Raw genomic sequence first — 24,363 nt, forward strand, 5'->3', positions numbered from 1 at the left:
TAATAGTTATGGGTAAACCTACAGGATTCCTGGAATTTACACGAGAGCTGCCCGGAAAATCAGATCCCCGGGAAAGGATAAACCACTACAACGAGTTTGTGGAGCGTTTCCCTGAAAATAAACTGAACCAGCAGGCGTCCCGCTGCATGAGCTGCGGCGTGCCTTTCTGTCACAGCGGATGTCCGCTGGGCAACGTGATACCAGAATTCAACCATGCCGTATACCGTCAGGACTGGCAGGATGCTTACGATATCCTGACTTCCACCAATAATTTCCCTGAATTCACCGGCCGCATTTGTCCGGCTCCCTGTGAAAGCGCCTGTGTACTGGGTATCAACCAGCCGCCGGTAGCGATCGAGGAAATTGAACGGCATATCATAGAAATTGCGTTCGACAAGGGCCTGGTACAGGCTAAGATTCCCCGCGTGCGTACCGGCAAAAAGGTTGCCGTGATCGGTTCCGGTCCTGCCGGACTGGCCGCCGCCGCCCAGCTGAACTATGCCGGCCACAGCGTGACCGTGTTTGAACGCGACGACAAACCGGGAGGCCTTCTCCGCTACGGCATTCCCGACTTTAAACTGGAAAAATGGACCATCGACCGCAGGATCAAACTGATGGAAGAAGAGGGCGTTACCTTCCAGTGCAACGCCAACGTAGGCGTTACCGTAAGCACCAATGACCTGTTGAGGGAATACAATGCCATTGTACTGGCAGGCGGCTCCACCATTCCGCGCGACCTCGGTATCACCGGCCGCGAACTGAAAGGGGTACACTACGCCATGGACTTCCTCAAACAGCAGAATAAAAGAGTCAGCAACCTCCCCGTTGACGGACAGGATATTATGGCCTCCGGTAAAAATGTGGTCGTGATAGGAGGGGGCGATACGGGCTCCGACTGCGTAGGCACCAGCAACCGCCATGGCGCGGTGAGCGTTACCCAGCTGGAACTGTTGCCCAAACCTCCCGGCGAGCGCACCGATTACATGCCATGGCCTACCTATCCCATGGTGCTGAAAACATCTTCTTCCCATGAAGAAGGCGCAGACCGCCAGTGGGCCATTGCTACCAAAGCCTTTATCGGCGACGACAACGGGAACCTGAAAGCCCTCCGCATAGTAGACCTTCAGTGGACACTGGGCGCCGACGGCAAACCAGCCAGATTTACCGAAGTTCCCGGCTCTGAAAGAGACATCCCCTGCGAACTGGCATTGCTGGCAATGGGCTTCGTACACCCGCAGCACACCGGTATGCTGGAACAGCTCGAAGTGGAGAAAGATGAAAGAGGCAACGTAAAAGCCACTGAAAAAGATTACCTGACGTCTATCCCTAAAGTGTTTACCGCCGGTGACATGCGCCGCGGCCAGTCACTGGTGGTATGGGCAATTAGCGAAGGTCGCGAGTGTGCAAGGAAAGTGGATGAATTCCTGATGGGCAGCTCCCAGCTGGAAAGCAAAGACCATTCCCTGCAGGCAATGGCACTGTAATAATAGCGTACACTTTTAGCCTGTTGCTTAACATTGACAGGCTGAAGGCAACGTTCATAAAAATATGATATCGGCTAACGGCTAAAAGCTAGTAGCTATTTATTAACGCTTTTCTCATAAGCAGGTTTAGATTTTGTTGTAACCTTCAGCCGGGCCGGGTTTTTACCCGGCCTTTTATTTGTACCTCCCCCTCATAACTTTACAGACAGAAATAACAGATCAGCAGAAACAATTCCTCCATTCAGCTATTTCCCTCCACCAGCGTACAGATTCCGGATACATTTGTGCCCTATGAAAAAATGGTGCAGCCTCTGGGGACTTCTCTGCTTTTGCCTGACAGCTATGGCCCAGGATGAGTTTATCCTGCAAGCCGCCACCCTCAGGAAAGGGCTGTACAGGTCTTTCCGCGAATTTCAGCAAAACAGCCCCTCCGAATCGGGCGACCTGGTCGTGAAAAATCGCAGCACAGCAGCACAGATCTACCTGCTCGCCAACAGGAACGGGCTGGTGCTCCGCGATGCAACAGGGCAGGAGCACAAAGTGAAAAATTACTGGGGGTTTTGTGATGGCGCCCATAGCTACATCAAAGACAACGGGCTTAATGTCATACAGATCACCGGCTACTATTGCACCTATGAACTGCAGGGGGTGCAGCCCTCCCGCAGTATCTATAACCCCGCCGATATGACGGTGAACGCGCTCAATACGCCCGTCAGGCTCAAAAAGGTCATTAATATCGTTACCGGAGAAATCCTGGAGTTATCACTTTTTAATCTCAAAAAATATATCCTCCCACAAGATCCGGAACTACTGGAAGAGTTCCGGTCCGACAAAGCCAAAAAAGATAAGCTGGATTATTATATCTCCCGCTTTAACGCACGCAACAAACCACCTCAAAGCGGGCAATAATCTACCCGGTCGCCAACAGGGCCCTCTGGATATTATTCACTTCCAACACCAGCCAAAGACGGTTATTTTCGGCCTTCCGGACAATTTTCAGTATGTCCGTTCCCGTATTTTAATGTATCCTTGCAGTACAGTTTATCCCCATTACCCGCGGGTATGGATTTTGTGCTTTTCGCCGGGCAAGCGGACGGAACACGGGTCTTTATCCGAAAGTAAACCATTGGGACGCTCATGCGTTTTAATTCAGTAAATTACTTTTAGTAAGCTATCATAGTGACAGAACCAGCAGAAACAGAAATTAAACACAGGCGCCCCTGGTGGCGGTGGCTTTTATGGATCATCGTTGCGGTGCTTCTTTTGCCCGTGATGGCGGTGTTATTATTGCAACTGGACGGCGTACAGAATTATCTGCGGCAACAGGGCGAAAGCTATCTGCAGAAAAAACTGAAAACCAAAGTACAGATCGGGTACCTCCGCGCCAGAGGATGGAAATACCTGGAACTGAGAAATGTGTTTGTGGCGGACACCTCCCATCAGGCCCTGCTGTATTCCGGCTCCCTGAAAGTACGTTACAACCTGCTGGCTTTTTTCAACAATGAGCTGCAAATAGATAAACTGGAGTGGGATACCCTGCTGGTCAATGTTTACCGTCACCAGGGAGACAGTACTTTCAACTTCCAGTTTGCCGTAGACGCCTTCGTTGCCCCTGATACAAAACCGGACACACTGGCATCCGCTACCGGTACGACGATCCAGTTCCGCATCAAAGATGTTTCCCTCCGGCATGTGAAACTGAGCTTCGAAGACCAGACCGGCGGCATGCATGCGGTGGCCTCCTGGGACACGCTCCACGCCGATCCTGATGATCTTATCCTCAACGACGGCATCTATGCTTTCAGAGGCATAGAACTGGCAGGCCTGAAAGGCTTTTTCCGTCAGCATTATATTCCGTCGGCCGCTGCCGGCGCCGCACCACCACCGCCACCGGCCGATACCAGCAGCGCAGGACTTCACCTGCTGTTGAAGAAATTGCGTATCAAAGAGAGCAATTTCCTCTACAGCAGCGATGGCATCGGTATCACTACCGGCTGGAAAATAGGCGACCTCGTATTACGCAACAGCAGTCTTGACCAGGACTCCACCCGCATACAAGTAGGCGACCTCTCTATTCACCGTACTACCGGTATCCTGGCGATGATGCCCGGAAAAGATACTACGCCCGCACCACCCGACACGGTGCCCAACACATGGCAGGTATTTGCCACACAGGTCAATCTCGATAAACTGGCGCTGCGTTATGACAACGGCGGCCCGGCACCCAAAGCAGCTGGTCCTGACCCGGATTATAACCACCTGTTCCTGTCAAACGTAAATGCTAAAGTCAGCAACATCCGCTACACTCCCGACAGCATACAGGCAGGCCTCAAAAGCCTGGCAGCCCGCGACTGGTCAGGGTTCACTCTCCGGAAAGCCAATATGGACGTGACCTTCACTCCAAAAAGCCTGGAACTGCGCAACTTTTTCCTGCAAACCAACAAGAGTGTTTTCAGGAAACATATAGCCATTACCGTTCCCTCCTGGTCCGGTATCGCAGATCATATGGACCAGCTGGGGATCGACGCCAACCTGGACTCCGTGCAGGTGGCCCTCGCAGAATGGCTGCCGTTTGTGCCCGACGCCCGTAAAAACAAATCCTTTGCACCACTGTGGAAAAAGGAACTAACGCTATCGGCTATATTAAAAGGCAACCTTGGTTTACTGAATATCAAACAGCTCTACCTGAATGACCATGAAGGGAACCTGATCAGAACGGCCAACGGCCAGATAGAACATGCTACCGATGTGGACCGGCTCAATGCGAATCTGCCGGAGCTCTATATCCAGTCCGGCAACAAAGCCCTGCGCTCCTGGCTGCCGGCCGGCACCCTGCCCGACACACCAAGACTGCCGGAAAACATGCTGATCACCGGCCTGTTCAAAGGCGGCATGAAAAATATGCTGGCACAGCTGCAACTGAAAAGCGATTACGCCAACGCCACTATCAACGCCAAACTGGCCAATATTACCGACAGCATCCGTGGCACCTACGATGTAAGTGTCCCATCCTTCCGGGTACATCCGGGTATCATGCTCTATGACACCACCTTTGGCTGGGTGAGCGGTAACCTCATGGCTAGTGGACAAGGATATACGCTAACACAGATGGCAGCACAGGCAGCTATCCGGTTGAACGAAGCGACTTATAACCGATATACTTATCACGATGTCAACGTGAATGCCAATATCCGGAAAGGCGAATTCGACGCCAACGGCGAAAGCGCAGATACCAGCTTAAATACCCGCTTTACCGTCAACGGTAACCTGAGCGATACCGCGCTGCGTAGTCTGAAGGCCAACGCGGAAATTACCAACGCCGACCTGTATGCCACCCACTGGTACGCAGAACCGCTGACCATCAAAGGTAACCTGGACGCCGACTTCAGCAGCCTGGAGCCACAGCGGCTGGAAGGTGCTGCGTTACTGACCGGCTGGCAGGTAGCCACCCAGGGCCATGTGGTGCCGCTGGACACCATTGCTCTCACCGCCCACTACGACAGTCTGCAATATATCGCGCTGAAAAGCCCCTTTGGGCCGGTAACAGCGCAGGGACGTATGGACTATACCAAAATCGGCAACGCTTTCAGTCAGATCATCATGAAACCACTGAAGCCCACCGATTCCGGCCGCATCGTGATTGTTCCTCCCGGACAATATCTGGAGTTTGCCGCAGCCCTGCAGATACCTCACACGCTGGAACCCCTCATACCAGGCATCCGCATGGAAGTACCGATGGACATTGCCGGCCGCATCAACAGCGACAGCAGCCTGCTTTTCGTTAAAGCAAATCTGCCGAAAGTGAATTACGACTCCATCCAGGTAGACAGCCTGCGCTTATACGCCCGCATCGTAGACACTACCTTGCAGACTTATGTGTCTATCGCAGACATGAAACATCCGTCATTCCCGCTTTATCATACGGTGTTATCTGCCAAAGCCAATACCGGCGTGGTGGATTTCGGCCTGCTCATGGACGATGTTAAACGACAGCCTAAATACCGCCTTGGCGGCATCTTTACCTTCCTGCCGGACAATATGATGCAGCTGGTGCTCAAACCAGACCTGCTGCTGAACAAACAAGCCTGGAACGTAGCAGAAAATAATATTTTCCGCATCAAAAACGGCGGTCCGGATACGGCGAACATCAAACTCTCCTATGGTGATCAGTCCATACAGGTCAATACACAGGCGGATACTTCCGGTGTGCCGGCCCTGCAGGCGAAAGTCAGCAACTTCCAGCTGGCCACCATTACCGGTATGCTGGCTACTGACACGCTGCTGGCCAACGGCCTGCTCAACGCCGATGCCGTAGTGCGCAACTGGAACACCCAGCCGCTCATTCATGCCCAGCTGAAAGTAGACAGTCTCACCGTGAAAACAGCACCGCTCGGCACACTCACCGCTACCGCAGAAAGTACCGCTCCCAATACCTATAAACTGGACGCGGCGCTGAAAGGCGACAACAACGATGTCACCGTTACAGGCACCTACGACAGCACCATCAACGCCCGGGTAAACATCGCCAACTTGCGGATGGCCTCCCTCGAACCCTTTACCATGGGCAGCGTTACCCATATGTATGGCGACGCCACCGGTAAATTCGATATCTCGGGCACCGCCAGCAAACCGGAAGTAAGAGGTAATATGCACTTCAACAACGCCGGCGGCATTATCAGCTTCATCGGCAGTAATCTTCACCTGCCCGATGAAGATATCGTGATCGATGAGAAAGGCATCCTGCTTAACAACCTGGTAGTGGCCGACAGCCTCAACAATGAAATGGTGGTGAATGGTCGTATCAATACCTCCGACTTTATCAAATACGGCTTCAACCTGAATATCAACGCCGATAACTTCATGGCCCTGGGCAAACAGCAGAACCAGGACCAGTGGATCTACGGCCCGGCCTTTATAGACAGTAAAGTCACCGTGCGCGGCTCCCTCGATCTGCCCCGTGTAGACGCCAACATTAAACTGCGGGACAAATCCAGTGTTACCGTTATGCTGCCGCAGGAAGAGCCCGGGCTGGCCGACAGGGAAGGAGTAGTGGAATTCATCGACCGCGATCATCCCATCGACAGCGCACTGCTGGCCAAACAGGACAGCGCCAAATATAGCAACCCCAGGCTCAAGGGCATGTTCTTCTCCGGTAATGTGGAAATCACACCCGAGTCGGTGCTGAAAATCATTATCGACCAGGCTAACGGCGACTTCGTACAGGCAAAAGGTACGGCCAACCTGAACGCAACCCTCGACCCCTCCAGCAAAATGAGCATCACCGGCCGTTATGAGATCTCGGAAGGTAAATACGAGATGTCGCTCAATCAACTGATAAAACGCTCTTTCGATATCCAGAAAGGCAGCTTCATCTCCTTCAACGGCGATGCTATGGCCGCAGACCTGGACATCACCGCCAAATATACCGTCAACGCACCTGCCATCGACCTGGTCCAGGACCAACTCGGCGGAATGACCGCAGAACAACGGAACACCTACAAACAACGTATCCCGTTTGAAGTATATCTCAAAATACAGGGAAGCCTGCTGAAGCCCGATATCAGCTTCCAGCTGGATATGCCGGAAAGGGAAAGGAATGCCTTTAATGGTATGCCTTACAACCGGATCAAACAGATCAACCAGGTGTCTTCTGAACTGAATAAACAGGTGATGGGCCTCCTGGTACTCAATACCTTCATCCCGGATGACCCCATGTCTACCCTGGATGGCGGCGGTGGCGCCGTAGGACAGGCAGCCCGCAACAGTGTGAGCAAAATCCTGTCTCAACAGCTGAATAACCTCGCCGGTAACCTGATCAAAGGGGTGGACCTCAACTTCGACCTGCAAAGCAAGGAAGACTATTCCTCTGGCTCCGCACAGGAAACCACCAACCTCAATATCGGTGCGTCCAAGAAGTTATTCAACGATCGTTTAACCGTTTCCGTTGGGTCCAATATCATGCTTACCGGCAACACCCAGAATGCCAGCTCGCTGGTAGGGGATATCTCCATCGAATACAAATTAAGCCGTGACGGCAGATACCGCCTCAGAGTATATCAGCGTAATGATAACCAGACCGTTATTCAGGGCCAGTATACCGAAACCGGCGTAGCGTTTATGCTCGTCATGGATTACGACGAATTCAGGGAGATATTGCAACGTTCCAGGAGAGAGTCCAGAAAAGAACGCCTGCGCGACGAAAAAAAGAAAAAGCAGGCCGCGCAAGATGAATCAAACAAAAACAAGTAATGCAGAAGGGAAATAGCTATATCATCTGTTGTATCATATTATGCCTGGGATTCCTGGCTATCAGCTCCTGCAGCACTACCCGTACCGTGCCAGAAGGCGACCGCCTGTATACCGGCAGCACTGTGGCCTGGAAAGGAAAACAACCCAAAGATTACGGTTCTCTCAGCGAGGGACTGAAAAAAAGAATACGGCCCAATACCAACCGGAAATTCCTTGGCATGCCTATTAAGCTGTGGCTGTATAATATGGGCCACGAACCCAAAGGCAAAGGGCTTAATTACCTCCTGCGCAAGAAATGGGGAGAGCCCCCTGTACTGCTAAGCCAGGCTAAACCCGATTATACCGGCGAGGTGCTGGAAGGTTACCTGGTGGACAACGGTTACTTCCAGGCAGAAGTTTCCTCTGCCGTAAAAAATTCCGGCAGCAAAAAAGCTTCCATCCGTTATGAAGCGGTACCCAATCACCGATACACCATCAAAAGCGTGGCCTACCTGACAGACAGCAGTGCCATTGGCCGTACGGTGACCAAAGCCTATCACAAAAGCTCCCTGGTGGTAGGGAAGCCTTATTCGCTGGATTCCATTAAGGCAGAACGGGAACGTATACACGCTGCGCTGAAAGAACAGGGATACTATTACTTTACACCTGACTATCTGCTGGTACAGGCCGACACTACCAATAACGGTACGGTAGACCTTTTTCTGAAGATAAAAGACAATACGCCGCTGGTGGCGCTCCGGCCTTACCGGATGCATGATATCAGCCTTTTTCCGGATTATTCGCTGGACAATGAGGCACTGTCCACCACCGGCACACCGGTATACTACCGCGGCATGTATATCATCGATTCCTCCAAACGCTTTAAGCCCATTGTATTCGAACGCTCCGTGTTCCTCCGGCCGGACAGCCTTTACCGTTTAAGTTCACACAATATCACGCTGCAACGCCTGATCAATCTCGGTGTATTCAAATTTGTAAAGGGGACCTTCCGTCCAGTGAGAGATACTTCACGCCATAACATCACAGGTGGCAGCCCCAATGCGCCTACCCCCGCCCGGGACACCGCTGCGCCCCGCTTTGTGAAACGCAACGCCGCCGCCGATAGTACCTATCGCCGCGACACAGCGTTGGCCGGCACCTATCGCGCCATGGTGAATAACAAAGTAGCGCTCGACAGCGGATGGCTCGACGCTAAATTTTATCTCACCCCCTACAAACGGCGCTCGCTGCAGACAGAGTTGCGCGGCACTTCCAAATCCAATGGATTTATCGGTTCTGAAGCCCGTATCACAGCGAAAAACCGTAACTGGCTGCACTCTGCGACTTCATTGGAAATAGGGGTCCACGGCGGCATGGAATGGCAAACAGGCAATAAAAGCGCCGGTGGCTCCAACTCCTACAGCCTCGGGGCGGAAGTCGCCGTCACCTTCCCGCGCTTCCTGACGCCCTTCCGGCTGAATATCCGTACACCCTACGTGCCACGTACCCGTATGAGCGCCAGCTATGAATTGTACAGCCGGGCAGACTTGTATAACCTTAACGCCTACACGTTGCAGTTACAATACCTGTGGCAAAAGACAGCTTACCTGAATCATGCTTTTGCACCTGTTGCGGTGACCTATGTACTGCCCACCAAAACCACGGCGGCATATGACAGCATCCTCAAGAACGATCCCAGCCAGCGGGCTTCCATCGAAAAACAATTTATCCTGGGAGGAAACTATACCATCACTTTCAATAACCAGACAGCTAACCGTATCCACAGCTTCTATATCAGCGGCAACGTGGATGTATCGGGCAACATCGCCGGCCTGGTTATCCCCAAAAGTGATTCCGGTACAAAAAACATCCTGAAAAACCCGTTCGCCCAATACGAACGCTTCTCCCTGGAAGGCCGCCACTATTGGCAGATCGGCAAAGGCAAACAATGGGTAAACCGCCTCTTTCTCGGCTACGGCCTGCCATATGGCAACTCACAAACACTGCCCTTCGTAAAACAGTTCTTTACCGGCGGTAGCAGCAGTATCCGCGCCTTCAGGGCACGCACACTCGGTCCCGGCTCCTATTACAACAAAGGGCTTGACACCGCTGCATTGCTGGCCAATGAAGCTGGTGATATCAAACTGGAATTTAACTCGGAAGTACGCATACACATCGCCAGCGTATTTAACTTCGCCGCCTTTATAGACGCCGGTAATATCTGGCTGCAAAAGCAGGTACCGGAAAAACCCGGCAGCCAGTTTAAACTGGATTCCTTCTATCGGCAAATAGCCGTGGGCGGTGGCATCGGCCTTCGTATAGACGCTTCGATCGTGGTGGTACGCTTCGATCTCGCAACGCCTTTCCGCATACCTTATCTCCCGCCAAAAGAACGATGGGTGTTTGACAAGATTAATTTCGGAGACCCCGACTGGCGGAAGAAAAACCTGATCCTCAATATCGCTATCGGATATCCTTTCTGATGATAAACAAAACGGATGGTACGCAGGTACCATCCGTTTTGTTTTATAACACGTCTTTAATGTGTTTATAGTTTGACTTCACTGCTTCCAGCACATCATCCAACCTTCCTCCCAGTATCAGTTTCCCCATCCACAAGGCATATCCTTTCATCTGTTCGAACTCTATTTTTGGAGGCATGGCCAATGAAGCCGGATTCGTGAAAATATTGACCAGCACTGGTCCGGAAGCATCCCCCGCCTGCGTTAGCACCGGCTCCACTTCATCCGGCGTACGGATCGTAAATGCGGTAAAACCCATCGCTGTAGCCACTCCCGCGAAATCCGGGTTCACCATATCCGTTTGCCAGTCAGGCAGCCCCGCTACTTCCATCTCCAGTTTCACCATACCCAAAGCACGGTTGTTGAAAACGATCACCTTTACCGGCAGGTTGTACTGCCGGATAGTCATCAGATCGCCCAGCAGCATAGTAAGGCCTCCGTCGCCGCAAAGGGCGTACACTTCCCGGCCAGGCTGGCACAGGGCGGCGCCGATAGCCTGCGGCATGGCATTGGCCATGGAACCGTGGTTAAAGGAGCCTAACAACGTACGTTTGCCGGTAGCCGCGATATAGCGGGCAGTCCATACATTGGTCATACCGGTATCGACGGTGAAAATAGCGTCGCGCGCTGCCAGCCGGCTGATGACTGTGGCCACATACTCAGGACTGATCGCCTCCTCCTTACCGCGATCTTCCACATAAGTATCCAGTTTCCGTTTTACCTCTTCATGGAACTCCAGCATGGTATCCAGAAATTTTCTGTCTTTCTTGTCCTGTATCAGCAGCATCAGCGCCTGCAGGGTAGGCCTGATATCGCCGCAGAGACCCATTTCCAGGGAGGCTCGGCGACCCAGCTTTTCCGGTTGGTTATCGATCTGTACGATCTTCGCATTTTCCGGCATAAATGGCGTGTAAGGAAAATCAGTCCCCAACAATAACACCACATCTGCTTCGTGCATGCTTTTGTATGCGGATGCCAGCCCCAGCAGCCCTGTCATCCCTACTTCATGGGGATTATCATATTCGATGCCCATTTTAGCCCGGAAAGAATAGCCTACGGGCGCTTTCAGAAGGGACGCCAGCGTTACCACCTCGTCGTGAGCGGCAGTGGCGCCTAACCCGCAATAGATGGTTACCTTGCCGGCAGATTGCAACAGCGCCGCCAGCTGTTGCAGTTCTTTCTCCGTTGGCCGCAGCACCGCTGCCGGCCGGTATAGTTTCAATGCAGTACTGATATTTTCCGCGTCGGCCGACGCCACATCGCCCGGTAGCCCCAGCACGGCCACGCCTTTCTTGTGCACGGCATGTTGCAGCGCCGCCTGCAGCATACGCGGGGCCTGTGCCGGCGTACTGGCCACCTGGTTGTAATGGCTGCAGTCTGCGAATAATTTGATGGTATTCGTCTCCTGGAAATAATCACTGCCAAATTCATTGGTGGCGCAGGTAGAAGCAATGGCGATGACGGGCGCGCCGGAGCGATGTGCATCGTACAATCCGTTGATCAGGTGTACGTGCCCCGGCCCACTGCTACCGGCGCAACAGGCCAGCCCGTTCAACTGCGCCTCCGCACCGGCGGCATAGGCGCCCACCTCTTCATGACGCACATGTATCCACTGGATGCGGCCATCTCTGCGCACAGCGTCGTTAATATGGTTCAAACTATCTCCCGTAACAGCATAAATACGTTTAATGCCAGCATCCACCAGCATTTCCACTAATTGGTCGGCAACTGATTTTCCCATAAATATGTTTTTATTTTTTTCAGGATGTGTTTTTTAAAAACAACCCGGCTGACACTTTGTTTACGCCTGTAATGGCTCCAATAAACGGGCCTGTTCACCCATCAGAAAATATTTCTATATTTATACGACTAAACCACGGCCTTTTTATGAGACTTTCACTACATCCTTCCCTGTTACTCGCCTGTGCTACGCTCATCATCAGCACCACTGCGTGTAGCCGTAAGGTTACCCAAAACGGGAAAGCGTCCTACTATGCCGATTCATTTGACGGGAAACGTACGGCCAACGGGGAAACATTCCGGCAACGCCACCTCACGGCAGCCCACAGAACACTTCCTTTCGGTACCCGCGTGAAGGTGGTCAACATCGCCAACGGACGCACGGTAAAAGTGCGGATCAACGACAGAGGACCTTTTGCTCCCGGCAGGATCATCGATCTTTCTAAAAAAGCAGCTTCCAAACTGGGTATGATCAATACCGGCGTGGCCAATGTGGAAATCAAATACAAAAAGCCTAAAAAATAGGGAAGGAGAAACGCCGCAGCATTTCTCCTTCCGCTAACGCCCAACACAATTGTATCATACCACATGTGCGCCCTCTGCAATCTCTTCTACCATCTTCTTACAAAAAGCAGGCAGATCTTTTGGCGTACGGCTGGTCACCAGTCCATGGTCAGTGACCACCGCTTCATCTGTCCAGTTAGCACCGGCATTTTCAAGATCTGTTTTCAGGGAAGGATAGGACGTGACCCTGCGACCTTTTAGCTCCCCGGTTTCAATCAGCGTCCAGGGACCATGGCAAATGGCAGCAATCGGTTTTCCGTCTTCAAAGAAACCTCCTACAAAAGCGACCGCCTGCTGATTGATACGCAGCTGATCCGGGTTCAACACCCCGCCGGGCAATACCAGCGCATCATAGTCCTGCGCGTTGGCTTGAGACAGGTTTTTATCCACCGGATAATCTTTCCCCCAATCTTTTTCTGCCCACGCCCTCACTTTTTCTTTCTCGGGAGAGATGATATCCACTTTTGCTCCCGCCTCCTTTAACGCTTCCAGCGGCGCTGTCAGTTCCACTTCTTCAAATCCGTTGGCCACCAGTACTGCCACTTTTTTGTTCTGCAATTGAGTTCCCATAATTCATGTTTTTTTTGTGATTAAACCAGCTCTTTTTCCGCTGTGCCTGACGGGCACAGCTAATTCCCATATTTTGTTTCTTCCCCCCACTGCACAAAAAAGGTTCCCCTGTGAGAACAACTGACCTATGGCCGGGGTCCCGCGCCAGCGGTCGTATAACCGTTGTATATATTTTTTCCCATACCGTAGAAGAAAAGGAATCTCATTCCAGTGTAATATTTTTATCCCTCCTGTTGCATTTGGGACGATTGACTGTTTTATTTGTTGATACTAATTCCTGAACAATGAAAAAGAATATGCTTTTCTGCGCCTTGTTCGCTGGTCTGATGGCTATGCAACAGGTTTCGGCGCAATCATCTCCCGTAGTACTGCCGGGGTTTACTGCCTATGCAGACCCTGAAGAGAAAAACGTTGACATCAATGAAAACAACGGGGTAACAAACTGGACCGGCAATGAGAATACGGTCAACTTCTATTTTCACGCTGCCAATACCGGCAAGCTGAAAGTCACACTGCAGGCCCGCTCTGACGCAGGCAGTAAATTGCTGGTGACACTAAACGGCGTTTCAAAAACGGTTAGCATTCCTGTCAATAGTAACTATGCAGCTATCCCTGCGCTGGAGACAAATATTAAAAAACCGGGTTTCTATGCGGTAACGCTGAAAGGGCTGGACAAATCCGGTAAAGTGTATGCTGATGTGAAAGGTGTTAACCTGGAGGGCGCCGCCACCAAAGATATCCAGTTCAATCCAAAACCATGGCGGCGTTCTGCTTCCGTACACCTGAACTATCCTGTTCCGGAGGGTAAAAATGCAGAGTGGTTTTATGGCGAGATAAAAGTACCGGCGGGGGAAGACAAAGTGGGCACATACTTTATGTCCTGCGGCTTCCATCGTGGTTATTTCGGCATGCAGGTCAACTCGCCGGAGGAAAGAAGGATCATTTTCTCCGTATGGGATGCGGGCAGTGAGCCAGACAGGCGCGACAACGTAAAGTATGAAGACCAGGTAGTGCTGCTGGCCAAAGGCGACAGCGTTTATGCCAGCGGTTTCGGCGGCGAGGGTACCGGCGGCCACAGTCACTGGATATATAACTGGAAGGCAGGGGATACCTATCGCTTTTTAATGCACAGCGTGCCTACCGGTACCACCACCACCTATACCGCCTATTTCTATGTGCCGGAACACCGGGAGTGGAAGCTGATCGCCAGCTTCCGTGCACCCAAAGACGGTAAGTATATGGGACACCTGTATTCGTTCCTTGAAAATTTTTCTTTTGAGAACGGACATCTCGGCAGAAAAGGATACTATGGTAATCACTGGATAAAAACAGACACCGGCGAATGGATAGAGCTGACAAAAGCGAAATTCACCAATGATGCTACCGCTAAAGCAAAAGACCGCCTGGATTTCGGCGGCGGTGCTGAAAATGGCTGGTTCTATCTCTGGACCAGCGGCTTCAAGCCCGCAGATGCCCGGTATGGCGACATTTTCGAGCGCCCAGCTACGGGTAAACACCCTGAGATAACGCTACCGCGTTTCTAAAATATGCTATCCCCTGTCGTATAACGTTCACCGTTAGTATTACGACCGAAAGCCGCCGGAAGTTTTTCCGGCGGTTTTTTATCCGTTTTGTTTCCTATATACCCTATGGGGTATTAGGGACAAATTTACTTTCGCCGGTGCTTACCGGATTTTGGTTTAAATTCGGTTTGAAAAATGATCCTTTTGCAGATACCGTTTTATGCTTAAATCAGTGAAAAAGAGACTACCCATTCCCGGTGTGCTGGATGTGTTGGATGAGCTGAACCCATTCAAGGTGAAGCGGCAGCGTATTATGAACTTCAACCCGGCTACAAGCGTGGCTTCGCGCAAACCGGCGGAAACCAGCAAGATCACCGTTTTCGATTATAGCGGTAACGGCTGTACGGAGGAAACACTGGTGTCCCTGGAAGAGGTATTTGCCTTCCGTGATAAACCGACGTCTACCTGGATTAATGTGGATGGTATCCGGAAAGATGATGTACATGCCATTTGTCAGCATTACATGATCCACCCGTTGATAGAGGAGGATATCCTGAGTATAGGACAACGTGCTAAAATGGACGACATTGGAGAACGGCTGTTTTGCCAGTTGCCCATGATGTATTTTAATAGCGAAGCATCTACTATAGATCTTGAGCAGGTAAGCATCGTGATGGGCAAAAATTTCGTGATCTCTTTTCAGGAAGATCCTACACGGGATGTATTTGATCCGGTACGCGATAAACTGAAAATACCAGGTTCCCGTATCCGTAATGGTACGATGGACTTCCTCTGTTATTCCCTGCTGGATCTAATTGTAGACAGTTATTTTTCGGTGCTGGATAAACTGGGAGAAAGGATAGAACTGATGGAAGACCTGGTACAACACTATCCGAATACCCGCACGCTGGCGCGGATCAACTTCCTTAGGCGACAGGTATTCCTTTTCAAAAGAGGAATAGCGCCTGTGCGTGACCTGGTCAACGGATTCCTGAAAAGTGACAGTAACCTGCTGGAGGACAATGTGACGAAATATTACAAAGACGTATACGACCACATCATTCAATGTAATGATCTGGCAGATAACTACCGGGATATGATCCTCAACGTACAGGAGATGTACCATACCCAGCTCAATCTCAAAATGAATGAGATCATGAAAGTGCTGGCGGTGGTAACCACGTTACTGTCGCCCTTAACCCTCATTGCCGGTATTTATGGTATGAACTTCCATAATATGCCGGAATTGGCAACCCGCAACGGCTATTTTTATACCCTTGGCGGAATGGGGATATTGTTAGTACTGATGATCCTTATTTTCCGGAAGCGGGGCTGGTTTTAGGCCTTTTTCTTATATACCGGTACAGAAGAGCAGGGCTCCCCGTACATAATGCTTTTGGCTACCGGACGCAGCAGTCGGGTTACCTCTGCATAGGCTACTTCGCCTACCCGCTGATCGCCGCAACCTTTGATCACGATGCGTTTGTCTGTGAAGGCGGTCACGTCCAATGAAGATAAGTTCTTCAGGTATAGCGTTTTATATATAAATTCTGCATCACCGAACGCAGCATAGGCGGCCACCGGTTCCAGGTTGGTCATCACCAGCATATAAGCCCATAAGGGTACTACAGCGTCAGCCGTGCATACCAGGCCTACGTTTTTGCCACGGTATTGTTCCCAGTCGTGCGACTGCATAGCGGTACGAAAGTCTTTCTCTTTCAGGATCATTCCCATAAAAAGGTAGTCCTTCATATCAAAAATGACAGTCTCCCCCTTAGGGTAGAATTGTTCCAGGTCAATGGTTTCCAGGCCACTCTGTGCTACTTTATTAACGATTTCATCCATAGCTGTCTGTTTTTAACCTCACAAATTTACGAAGATATGGGCATGTAAAAAGGGAGGCATTACTGCCTCCCTTTTTCCTTATGTCAGTTAAAAATGTATGCTGTCTGTTAGAAGAATTTACCGCGGGTATCTTTGATATCGCTTTTCTTCTTCAACACTTCAAACAGCTGCTGGTCGAGCAGGGATTTGATACCTTGTTCGTAAGCAGCCTGCTGGGTGGCCAGGTCTTGTGCCTGCTGGGCTGGTTCGTAGCTATCCGCTTTGATTACGTATACCGCAGCATTGCCTTCAATCGGAGCAGATACTTTGGCAGTACCCCAGCTTTTGTTGAAAGAAGCGCCGGCAACGCGAGGTTCAAAGCCGAGGGAAGCGATAAACGGAGAAGCGAAGCTTACACCTTCTGCTTTCAGCACCGGTTGGTTGGTGGATTTAGCAGCTGCGTCCAGGCTGGCCGGAGTTTGCAGTTTAGCGATGATTTGTTCAGCTTTCTTGTGTTTTTTCACTTCAGCTTCCACCTGCGGTCTTACGTCATCCAGCGGAGCGGTGCCTTCAGCGCGAACGCTGCTCAGTACAGCTACCACATATTTGTCGTCGAAGGTAAACACAGTGCTTACGTCGCCTTTTTTGGCTTCATAGGCCCAACGTACCAGTTCGCGGGACTGTCCGATGCCGGGGATCACAAAATCCATCGGGCGAAGGTTGTCAGCGATTCTTTTATTCAGTTTGCCTTGTTGTACGTTCTTTTCGAAAGTAGCGGCGGTACGGCTTTTACTAGCGAAATCGCTGGCGGCACCGTAGGCGTTATTGTTGGTTTCCTTGCTGGCATCCACGGCTTTACCGAGGTAAGCCACTTTGATAGCCGGGCCAATGTTTTTCTGGTCCATGATTTCGATTACGTGGTAACCGAACTGTGTTTTCACCGTTTTAATCTGGCCTTTGGAACCTTCGAAAGCGAAATCTTTGAATTCAGGCACAAACTGGGTAGCAGGGGTGATATCATATTCACCGCCTGTTTGTTTGCTGCCCGGATCGTCAGAATACTGGGTAACCAGTGCTTTAAAGTCTGCGCCGCCTCTAACTGCTACCTCGATGCTGTCGGCACGTTTTTTAGCGATAGAGTCCGGTAAACCTCCCTGCGGACCGGAAGCGATCAGGATGTGGCGCACTTTCACGCTGTCAGGCATGTTTTTGCGGTCTACCATTTTCGCGAACACGATCAGGTTATTATCATAATAAGGACCATATACGGCGCCTACCGGCAGATTTACGATAGAATCCTTCTGAGGTACCTGGGCGGCGCTTTTGGAAACGTAGCCATCATAGTATTTAATCTCAGAGTTACGGTTAATGAAACCGGCCACATCATTAGTAGTATCCAGTTCTGCCTTCAGGGCAACGATTTGCTGGATAGCAGCAGCGGAGTCCTGGGCAGAAGGAACGGCGTCGAAAGACACATATTCCACTTTGCGGGATTCTTCTACTTTAAAGAGCTCTTTATGGTCCTGAATGAAACGGTTCAGTTCCGCATCAGTTACTTTAATAGTGGAGTCAGCGATAGAAGCATAAGGTACGCTTACATAAGAGATAGTAGCGGTCTTGCTGTTATCTTCCTGCTGTTGGGCAGCCATCCATTTAGGATAGTATACCCCTTGTTTAATCAGGGTGATATATTTCAGCTGTTCCTGCGACTTGGCGATGTAGGTTTCCAACTGCGCGAGGGCCGCACGGATCTGAGGATTCTGGGGAGCCTGTGCGATTGTCTGCTGTAATGCTGCGCGGTCGAACTGACCATCGCGGGTAAACTGCTGAACCACGATCGGGTTCGGGTTTTTACCTTTGATTTGGTCTACCACTTCCGCTTCAGTCACTGCTATACCCAGTTTTTCATATTGGGCCTGCATAATCTGTTCATTCAGAAACTGGTTCCAAACCTGCTCACGGATATATTGACGGGTTTGTTCGTCAATATTACCATTGGGCATCTGCTGGCGTGCGCCTGCTTCGGCATCCTGAATACGGCGCTGGTATTCTCCGAGATCCAGCTCTTCACCGTTTACTTTACCCACAGTGGTAGAACGGCGGGCGAGAGAACTTTTGCCAAAAAAGGCATCCTGCAACAGGAAACTAACAATAGCCAGGCAAATCACTACTACGATCACGACGGCATATTTGTCCCTGATTTTCTGAATTACTGACATATATTATATAGTCTACATTTTTAAGGAAAGCAAAAATAGAATAAAATAACTGTAACTGCAAAAGAGTATTTTTTGCCTCCAAACCCAATACAGTAAAGGATTTGAGGCCTTTCTAACACTTTTGTGGACTGGTTATCATTCACAGGTTTTCCACAGATATCCCCTTTTTTCAAGGTGCTTTTTTTCAAGGTGTTAGTATTTCAAAATACCGGCAGGAACGGGTATTTTCGCAAAACAGTCCACCTGGGAAGCTCAACAGTTTATACACAAATGTGAAAAAGCCATTTTTCACAATCCACAGGAAAATGTGAATAAAACATGGTTATTTTCAACAACACCTCATTTTGGCGTTTTGACTCGTCCGATCGTTTTTTTTCCACAATACCTGTGTAAAACCACCTGTAAAACTGAAAATAAGGTGGGAAAAGGTGCCTTTAGACACCGGTAAAACTAATTTTGTTTTTCTGCCAAAAGTTTACCTCAAAAAAAGCAGTTGTGAATTGTGGATAGTAAAAGCGTTCTTTTAACATTTTTCCAATACCCTCCCGGTAAAAAAGATTTTCACCAACAACGATATCCACGTATGTGGATGAAATAGGTAAAATCCAGCAATGACGGGGAAACAGGGTGTTAATTAGATGTGGAAAGCGTATAAAAAAGGAATAACAACTACATTTGTACAGGTGCTGGAAAATTAATTTCCACATATTCACAGCCCTAATAGTAGTGGGCTTTTCTTTTTAAATAAATAAATAAGTATATAGTTATGATTACTGAAATCGCTGTCGCGAAAAAAAATTTGCAGCATAACGGATTTTTGGATATACCGGTTGACCCAGCTCTGGACCTGTTTGCAGCGATCGAAAATCTGAAAAAGGAAAAAAACGCGATCGTACTGGCGCACTATTACCAGGAGCCTGATATCCAGGATGTGGCCGATTATATCGGAGACAGTCTTGGGCTCAGTCAACAAGCTGCCAAAACGGATGCCGATATTATTGTTTTTGCCGGTGTGCACTTTATGGCGGAAACGGCAAAAATTCTAAGTCCGCAGAAAAAAGTGCTGTTGCCCGACCTGAAAGCGGGGTGTTCTCTGGCCGACAGTGCTCCTCCGGAACTTTTCAAAAAATTCCGTGATAAGTATCCTGATCATATCGTGATTTCGTATATCAACTGTTCAGCAGGTATCAAGGCACTGAGTGATATCATTTGTACTTCTTCCAATGCGGAAAAAATTATCGAAAGTGTTCCGAAGGACCAGCCTATCATTTTTGCGCCTGACCGCAACCTGGGATCTTACCTGATTAAGAAAACCGGTCGTGATATGGTTTTATGGAATGGCGCCTGTATGGTACACGAGATTTTTTCGCTGGAGAAAATCACGAAACTGAAAGCACAGCATCCGAAAGCAAAAATTATTGCACACCCCGAATGTGAGCCGGCAGTGTTGGCGGTGGCTGACTACATTGGTTCCACTACCGGGTTGTTGAAGTTTAGCCAAAAAGACGATGCCCGGGAATATATCGTGGTAACGGAAACCGGAATTCTGCATCAGATGCAAAAGGAAAATCCGGGGAAAACTTTTATTCCTGCTCCGCCTAATAATGCGTGTGCCTGTAACGACTGTCCACACATGAAATTGAATACGCTCGAAAAGCTGTACCTGTGTATGGAATACGAACAGCCGGAAATTACCATGGAAGAAAGTCTTAGAATCGCCGCTAAAAAGCCGATAGAGCGAATGCTGGAGATTAGTGAACGTGCTGGACTTTGATTTAACTATTTGATTTTCAGTATTATTCAAATTTTATTTTTTAGTCAATTAATTATTTGACCATATTCAGAAGCCCCGAGGTTTATATAACCCCGGGGCTTTCCTATTTTAGTCGGAATCATTTAATTCTCAGGCGGTTATGAAGGCTTTGAGAGTGTGATATTTAATTTTGTCCGTCCATTTCCCTGGTTTATTGAACGGAGCTGTCTTAATTTCTCTTTCGTATATGTGCATAAACAGCTAAATCTGCTTTTTGAAGGCGCTGAGATTTTAATTTTTTTTTCCCACCTTGGGTATGCCCGATAAATTTTTTTTTATAAGATTCTCAAAGCCTTATAAGTTTCGCGAGAGTCTTTTATTTGTTTACTTCCTCTAATCCTTTCCGAAATTTTCCGTTATAAAACTGTTGCCCTGTAATTTTTGAAGGCGCTGAGAATTGAATGAAATGTTCAGTAACGGCAAAACCCCGTGATTTCATATTTTATTCAATTCTCAGCGCCTTTATTTTTTACGGACGTTTTTATTTTCTGCATTAGGACGTATTAGCCGTGCCCGGCAAGCTTTGCATACTGGCGTATAAAAATCTTTTTTTCTCCAAACGGAGGCCCTGAGGAGACTACAAGGTGTGATTTTCAGGAGCGCTCTGACAATTAGATATTTGTTTCAGATCAAGGGTTACCCCGGGATTTTGTTTTTCATTGGAACCTCAGCGCATTGCCTGTGGGCTGAGAATAGCTCGGGTATTGGGGGGAGCCTGGCACTGAAAAATATATTCGATTCTCAGCGGCTAAGCAGTGCCTTGAGAATTGAATATATTTTGAGCGATCTAAATTTCTGCGCAGGATGAAAATCCATTGAAATGTCAGGGTGTAGTGAGGCCGCTGAGATTTTAATATTCATGGAGGATTATATGCTCTTTTGAAAAGAAATAGAATATTCGATCCTCAGCGTGTAGTCTAAGCTGTGAGAATTGAATATTTTTTCCAAAAGTGAGGAAGCGGGTATATGGGAGTAACAGAAGCCAGTCTCACGCGCCACACAATGTGGTGAGAATTGAATATTTTTCTGCTTTTGTGACATGACCAACGATCAAACTGTTTTATCGAAATCTCACGGCACAGGAAAGGCGCTGAGAATCTGTTTTATTTGAGTCCGGTGATGGGAAGGGTAGAGGGGAATGTTCTCCAGGCTTAAATAAAGGTCGGAGAATACAGCGGAGAAGAATTTCGTGGGGGGATGCCATTGTTTTAAGCCGGACAGGTTTCTCAGGGCATTCGTAACGCCTTGAATTTTTACTTGAGAGTAAATCGCAGTTTAAAAAGGTTTTTTCGGAAAATTTTTCCTGTTTTCACTATAACAGATGAAGAAAATGTGGAAAACAGCTGTTTTGACGCTGGTTTTAAAAAAATTGACCACGTGATGTGGAAAAGTGCATATTTTTTTGAGTTTCCGGATCCGAATGGAGGAAGAATCCTATGTAAAGTCGGAATTTTGTGGAAAACCGGCTATTTCGAAAATTTTTTTTGTTTTTTCTATTGGAAAATGTGAAAAAGTCTTCGAATTTTTTTCAAAAGATGTAAGTACCGGCGTTTTTTAAAGCGATCTGCATGTTTTTGGAAAATTTTTTTGATTTTTTGCGGAGATTATGTGGAAAAAAGGAAGCTTTTCTCCCTAATTACTTTTTGAAGGTCCTTTTTTGTGGAAAAGGACCTGTATTTTCTAAATTTTTTTTGCTTTTAACCGGATGTTGTGGAAAAGCGGCTTAACAGAAAGGATTTTTGGAGGGAGCGCTTCTAAATTGTGTATAAGGAGTGGCTTTTAGGAGTTAGTTATAGGAAAAATTTTATGAAAGAAGGGTACCTGGGTTATGACAGCGCCAAAATTTTTCTTCTTTTAATGGTAGAAAATAGAAATAGAGGGGATGTTTCCACATCCAGGGCAATTTTTGAAAATTTTTTTTGTTTAAGGGGAAGATAAATAATCAAGGGAAGGGGAGAGAAGAGAAGAAAGGGGGAAACGAGTAGAGGAATTATATTTCCTCTACCCAAATATGATCAGCTTCTGTTTTTCTGAGCGACAGATTATAGCCTGCCACCATGATTGAAATGGGATCACCAAGGGGGGCGATTTTTTCAATCTTAACGGTTTCGCCTGGTACGCAGCCCATCTCCATTAACTTAATATGTAGATCGTCTTTTTCAAATTCTATGATTACTGCGCTTTTACCTGTTGCCAGGGAAGATAATTTCATTATGCCTTTTTTCATACCTACGTATTAATCTGTTTAAACTAAGTTTTGGCAACGGGGGTATTGCTACGATGAATGACAGGGCAAAGGTACCTCCGAGCACGGAATATGCAAAAAGAATCCGGCATTCAATCCAAAATTTCACTTTACTTTTACACCACTTTATTTAATTCGATACATCAATGGCAATTCAGTTTACAGCGCATGAGGTAAAAGTGGACCTGAAAGAAAAAACAAAGTTGAAAACCTTTTTAAAGGATTTATTTGCCGGTGAAGGGCAGGGATTAAAAAACCTGCATTACATTTTTTGTTCTGATGCGTATTTATTGGAAATCAACAAACAGTTTTTGCAACACGACACATACACTGACATCGTCACTTTTGAGATGGGCGAAGATCCTGACGTTACGGAAGGTGAAATTTACATTAGCATTGACAGAGTGAAGGAAAATGCGGAAAAATTTAAGGCATCTATAAACCAGGAGCTGCATAGGGTAATTTTTCATGGTGCTTTACATTTGTGTGGGTTTAAGGATAAAAGTAAAGCAGAAAATGAGCTGATGCACCAAAAGGAAGATGAATATCTTATTAAATATTTCGGTGCGTTGGAATAATTAAAATGTTTCACGTGGAACATTTTAATTAGACGAATTTTGAATGTTCCACGTGGAACATTTTTGCATTTTAAAAGAAACGGTTGACCGCACATTTAGTCTGAGCAAATTTTTATTATTTAAAGCTTTCTGCAGGGGCCGGTTAGGATTCATAACCAATAAGGAAATATGCTTATGAATTTCCTGTCAAACAGACCATAAAAAGGGGGGCAGAAGTCATACACAAGGTTTCCTATCGATGTACCCACGAAGGAAGGCTATTAAGGCTCCAACATAGGCTGCTTTAAGATGCCCGCGGTAAGTAAGTTAATTTCACATCAGAACAGACAGTATATCGTTTATTAGGGGAGATGAAAATTTCTATCGGATCTCTCTTGCCGTTGAGAATTTTACCAGAGAATATATAGCTGGGTTATAACCACTGTTTCCTATTTTAAAATCACTGTGTTCTCCTGGGAGCGCTGCCTGTTACCGACAGGAGTTGCCTGTCTGAAGATTTTGCTTTGGGCAGTTTAAAGGAGAATAATAGCTCTTTGCCGCTTCCTTTGGAATATGTTGAAACGGAAGGTTTATACCTTCCACAATCCACCCGTTGAACCTGGTGCTATATCTCTGTACCTGATACATTCTCTTAGATACTTTCTGATTCTCTGGCCTGATTTAGAAAGTTTCGGCATATTGCCACATTCTTCTTTCTTTGAAACGCAGTTTCTACTGAATACCACTCCATCGGGTAACAGATGAAATGATGCCGGTATTAGCTATTTTAAGCCCTTCTACGCCCTTTTACAGCATATAGGGGTACTGAGGGGAATGTTTACCGCTGAGCGCCTGAAACAGCGGCATAACGCTGTTTTTACAGCATTCTTGAAAGAAGGCGTTTTCATCCTTGAATAACAAAGTAAATCCTTGAACTAAGAAAGTAAATGAAGAGCGAAGTTGTTCCCGGGAGGTTACCTTCGTTTTTACCCCGGGTATTCTCATGTTATCTTAAAAGCCAGCCTGTGATATTGCCATGGGTATTACCGTCTTTGGGGATAACTGTATCTTAGC

General features: G+C 48.2%; 14 protein-coding genes. 9 read left to right on the forward strand and 5 right to left on the reverse strand.

Annotated elements, in window-relative coordinates:
* Positions 1 to 8 precede the first annotated feature (8 nt).
* From B5D63_RS15435 to tamL, 4 genes are all read left to right on the forward strand, one after another.
* Complete coding sequence (locus tag B5D63_RS15435; protein WP_078669671.1) at positions 9 to 1,484, forward strand: glutamate synthase subunit beta; 1,476 nt, start codon at positions 9 to 11, stop codon at positions 1,482 to 1,484.
* 291 nt (positions 1,485 to 1,775) lie between these two features.
* Entirely contained in the window at positions 1,776 to 2,393 is a 618-nt protein-coding gene (locus B5D63_RS15440; RefSeq protein WP_143312928.1) for a hypothetical protein, read from the forward strand.
* Positions 2,394 to 2,663: 270 nt separating this feature from the next.
* Complete coding sequence (locus tag B5D63_RS15445; RefSeq protein WP_078669673.1) at positions 2,664 to 7,733, forward strand: translocation/assembly module TamB domain-containing protein; 5,070 nt, start codon at positions 2,664 to 2,666, stop codon at positions 7,731 to 7,733.
* A complete protein-coding gene (gene tamL, locus B5D63_RS15450; RefSeq protein WP_078669674.1) occupies positions 7,733 to 10,195 on the forward strand; it encodes a translocation and assembly module lipoprotein TamL in 2,463 nt (820 codons plus the stop codon). Before B5D63_RS15445 ends, tamL begins: the two co-directional genes overlap by 1 nt.
* Positions 10,196 to 10,238: 43 nt before the next feature.
* Here tamL and B5D63_RS15455 read toward each other — a convergent pair whose 3' ends face one another.
* Positions 10,239 to 11,975: a thiamine pyrophosphate-dependent enzyme gene (locus tag B5D63_RS15455; protein ID WP_078669675.1), complete on the reverse strand. Its 1,737-nt coding sequence runs from the start codon at positions 11,973 to 11,975 to the stop codon at positions 10,239 to 10,241.
* 146 nt (positions 11,976 to 12,121) lie between these two features.
* Between B5D63_RS15455 and B5D63_RS15460 the strand changes: the two genes are divergently transcribed.
* On the forward strand, positions 12,122 to 12,499 hold the full coding sequence (locus B5D63_RS15460) for a septal ring lytic transglycosylase RlpA family protein (RefSeq protein ID WP_078669676.1): 378 nt from the start codon (positions 12,122 to 12,124) through the stop codon (positions 12,497 to 12,499).
* A 54-nt stretch (positions 12,500 to 12,553) separates the two neighbouring features.
* Here the strand turns inward: B5D63_RS15460 and B5D63_RS15465 are convergent, their stop codons facing one another.
* Positions 12,554 to 13,108 (reverse strand): type 1 glutamine amidotransferase domain-containing protein, encoded by a 555-nt coding sequence (locus B5D63_RS15465; RefSeq protein WP_078669677.1) that lies wholly within the window; start codon positions 13,106 to 13,108, stop codon positions 12,554 to 12,556.
* Between the two features lie 284 nt (positions 13,109 to 13,392).
* Here B5D63_RS15465 and B5D63_RS15470 point away from each other — a divergent pair, with 284 nt between their 5' ends.
* Complete coding sequence (locus B5D63_RS15470; RefSeq protein WP_078669678.1) at positions 13,393 to 14,652, forward strand: DUF3472 domain-containing protein; 1,260 nt, start codon at positions 13,393 to 13,395, stop codon at positions 14,650 to 14,652.
* A 211-nt stretch (positions 14,653 to 14,863) separates the two neighbouring features.
* Entirely contained in the window at positions 14,864 to 15,973 is a 1,110-nt protein-coding gene (gene corA / locus B5D63_RS15475; protein WP_235021551.1) for a magnesium/cobalt transporter CorA, read from the forward strand.
* On the opposite strand, the gene B5D63_RS15480 is transcribed toward corA, so the two are convergent.
* Entirely contained in the window at positions 15,970 to 16,476 is a 507-nt protein-coding gene (locus tag B5D63_RS15480) for a DUF2480 family protein (protein WP_078669680.1), read from the reverse strand. The genes corA and B5D63_RS15480 overlap by 4 nt on opposite strands.
* Positions 16,477 to 16,583: 107 nt before the next feature.
* Positions 16,584 to 18,674 carry a peptidylprolyl isomerase gene (locus B5D63_RS15485; protein ID WP_078669681.1) on the reverse strand — a complete coding sequence of 697 codons (2,091 nt, stop codon included), beginning with the start codon at positions 18,672 to 18,674 and terminating at the stop codon, positions 16,584 to 16,586.
* A 766-nt stretch (positions 18,675 to 19,440) separates the two neighbouring features.
* On the opposite strand from B5D63_RS15485, the gene nadA reads away from it, so the two are divergent.
* Positions 19,441 to 20,448: a quinolinate synthase NadA gene (gene nadA / locus B5D63_RS15495; protein WP_078669683.1), complete on the forward strand. Its 1,008-nt coding sequence runs from the start codon at positions 19,441 to 19,443 to the stop codon at positions 20,446 to 20,448.
* A gap of 2,029 nt (positions 20,449 to 22,477) precedes the next feature.
* Here nadA and B5D63_RS15500 read toward each other — a convergent pair.
* Positions 22,478 to 22,714 carry a FeoA family protein gene (locus tag B5D63_RS15500; protein WP_078669684.1) on the reverse strand — a complete coding sequence of 79 codons (237 nt, stop codon included), beginning with the start codon at positions 22,712 to 22,714 and terminating at the stop codon, positions 22,478 to 22,480.
* 164 nt (positions 22,715 to 22,878) lie between these two features.
* Here B5D63_RS15500 and ybeY point away from each other — a divergent pair, with 164 nt between their 5' ends.
* On the forward strand, positions 22,879 to 23,310 hold the full coding sequence (ybeY, locus tag B5D63_RS15505) for an rRNA maturation RNase YbeY (protein WP_078669685.1): 432 nt from the start codon (positions 22,879 to 22,881) through the stop codon (positions 23,308 to 23,310).
* Positions 23,311 to 24,363: the final 1,053 nt, after the last annotated feature.

Origin of the sequence: Chitinophaga eiseniae (genome assembly GCF_900167135.1) — a bacterium.
GTDB lineage: Bacteria > Bacteroidota > Bacteroidia > Chitinophagales > Chitinophagaceae > Chitinophaga > Chitinophaga eiseniae.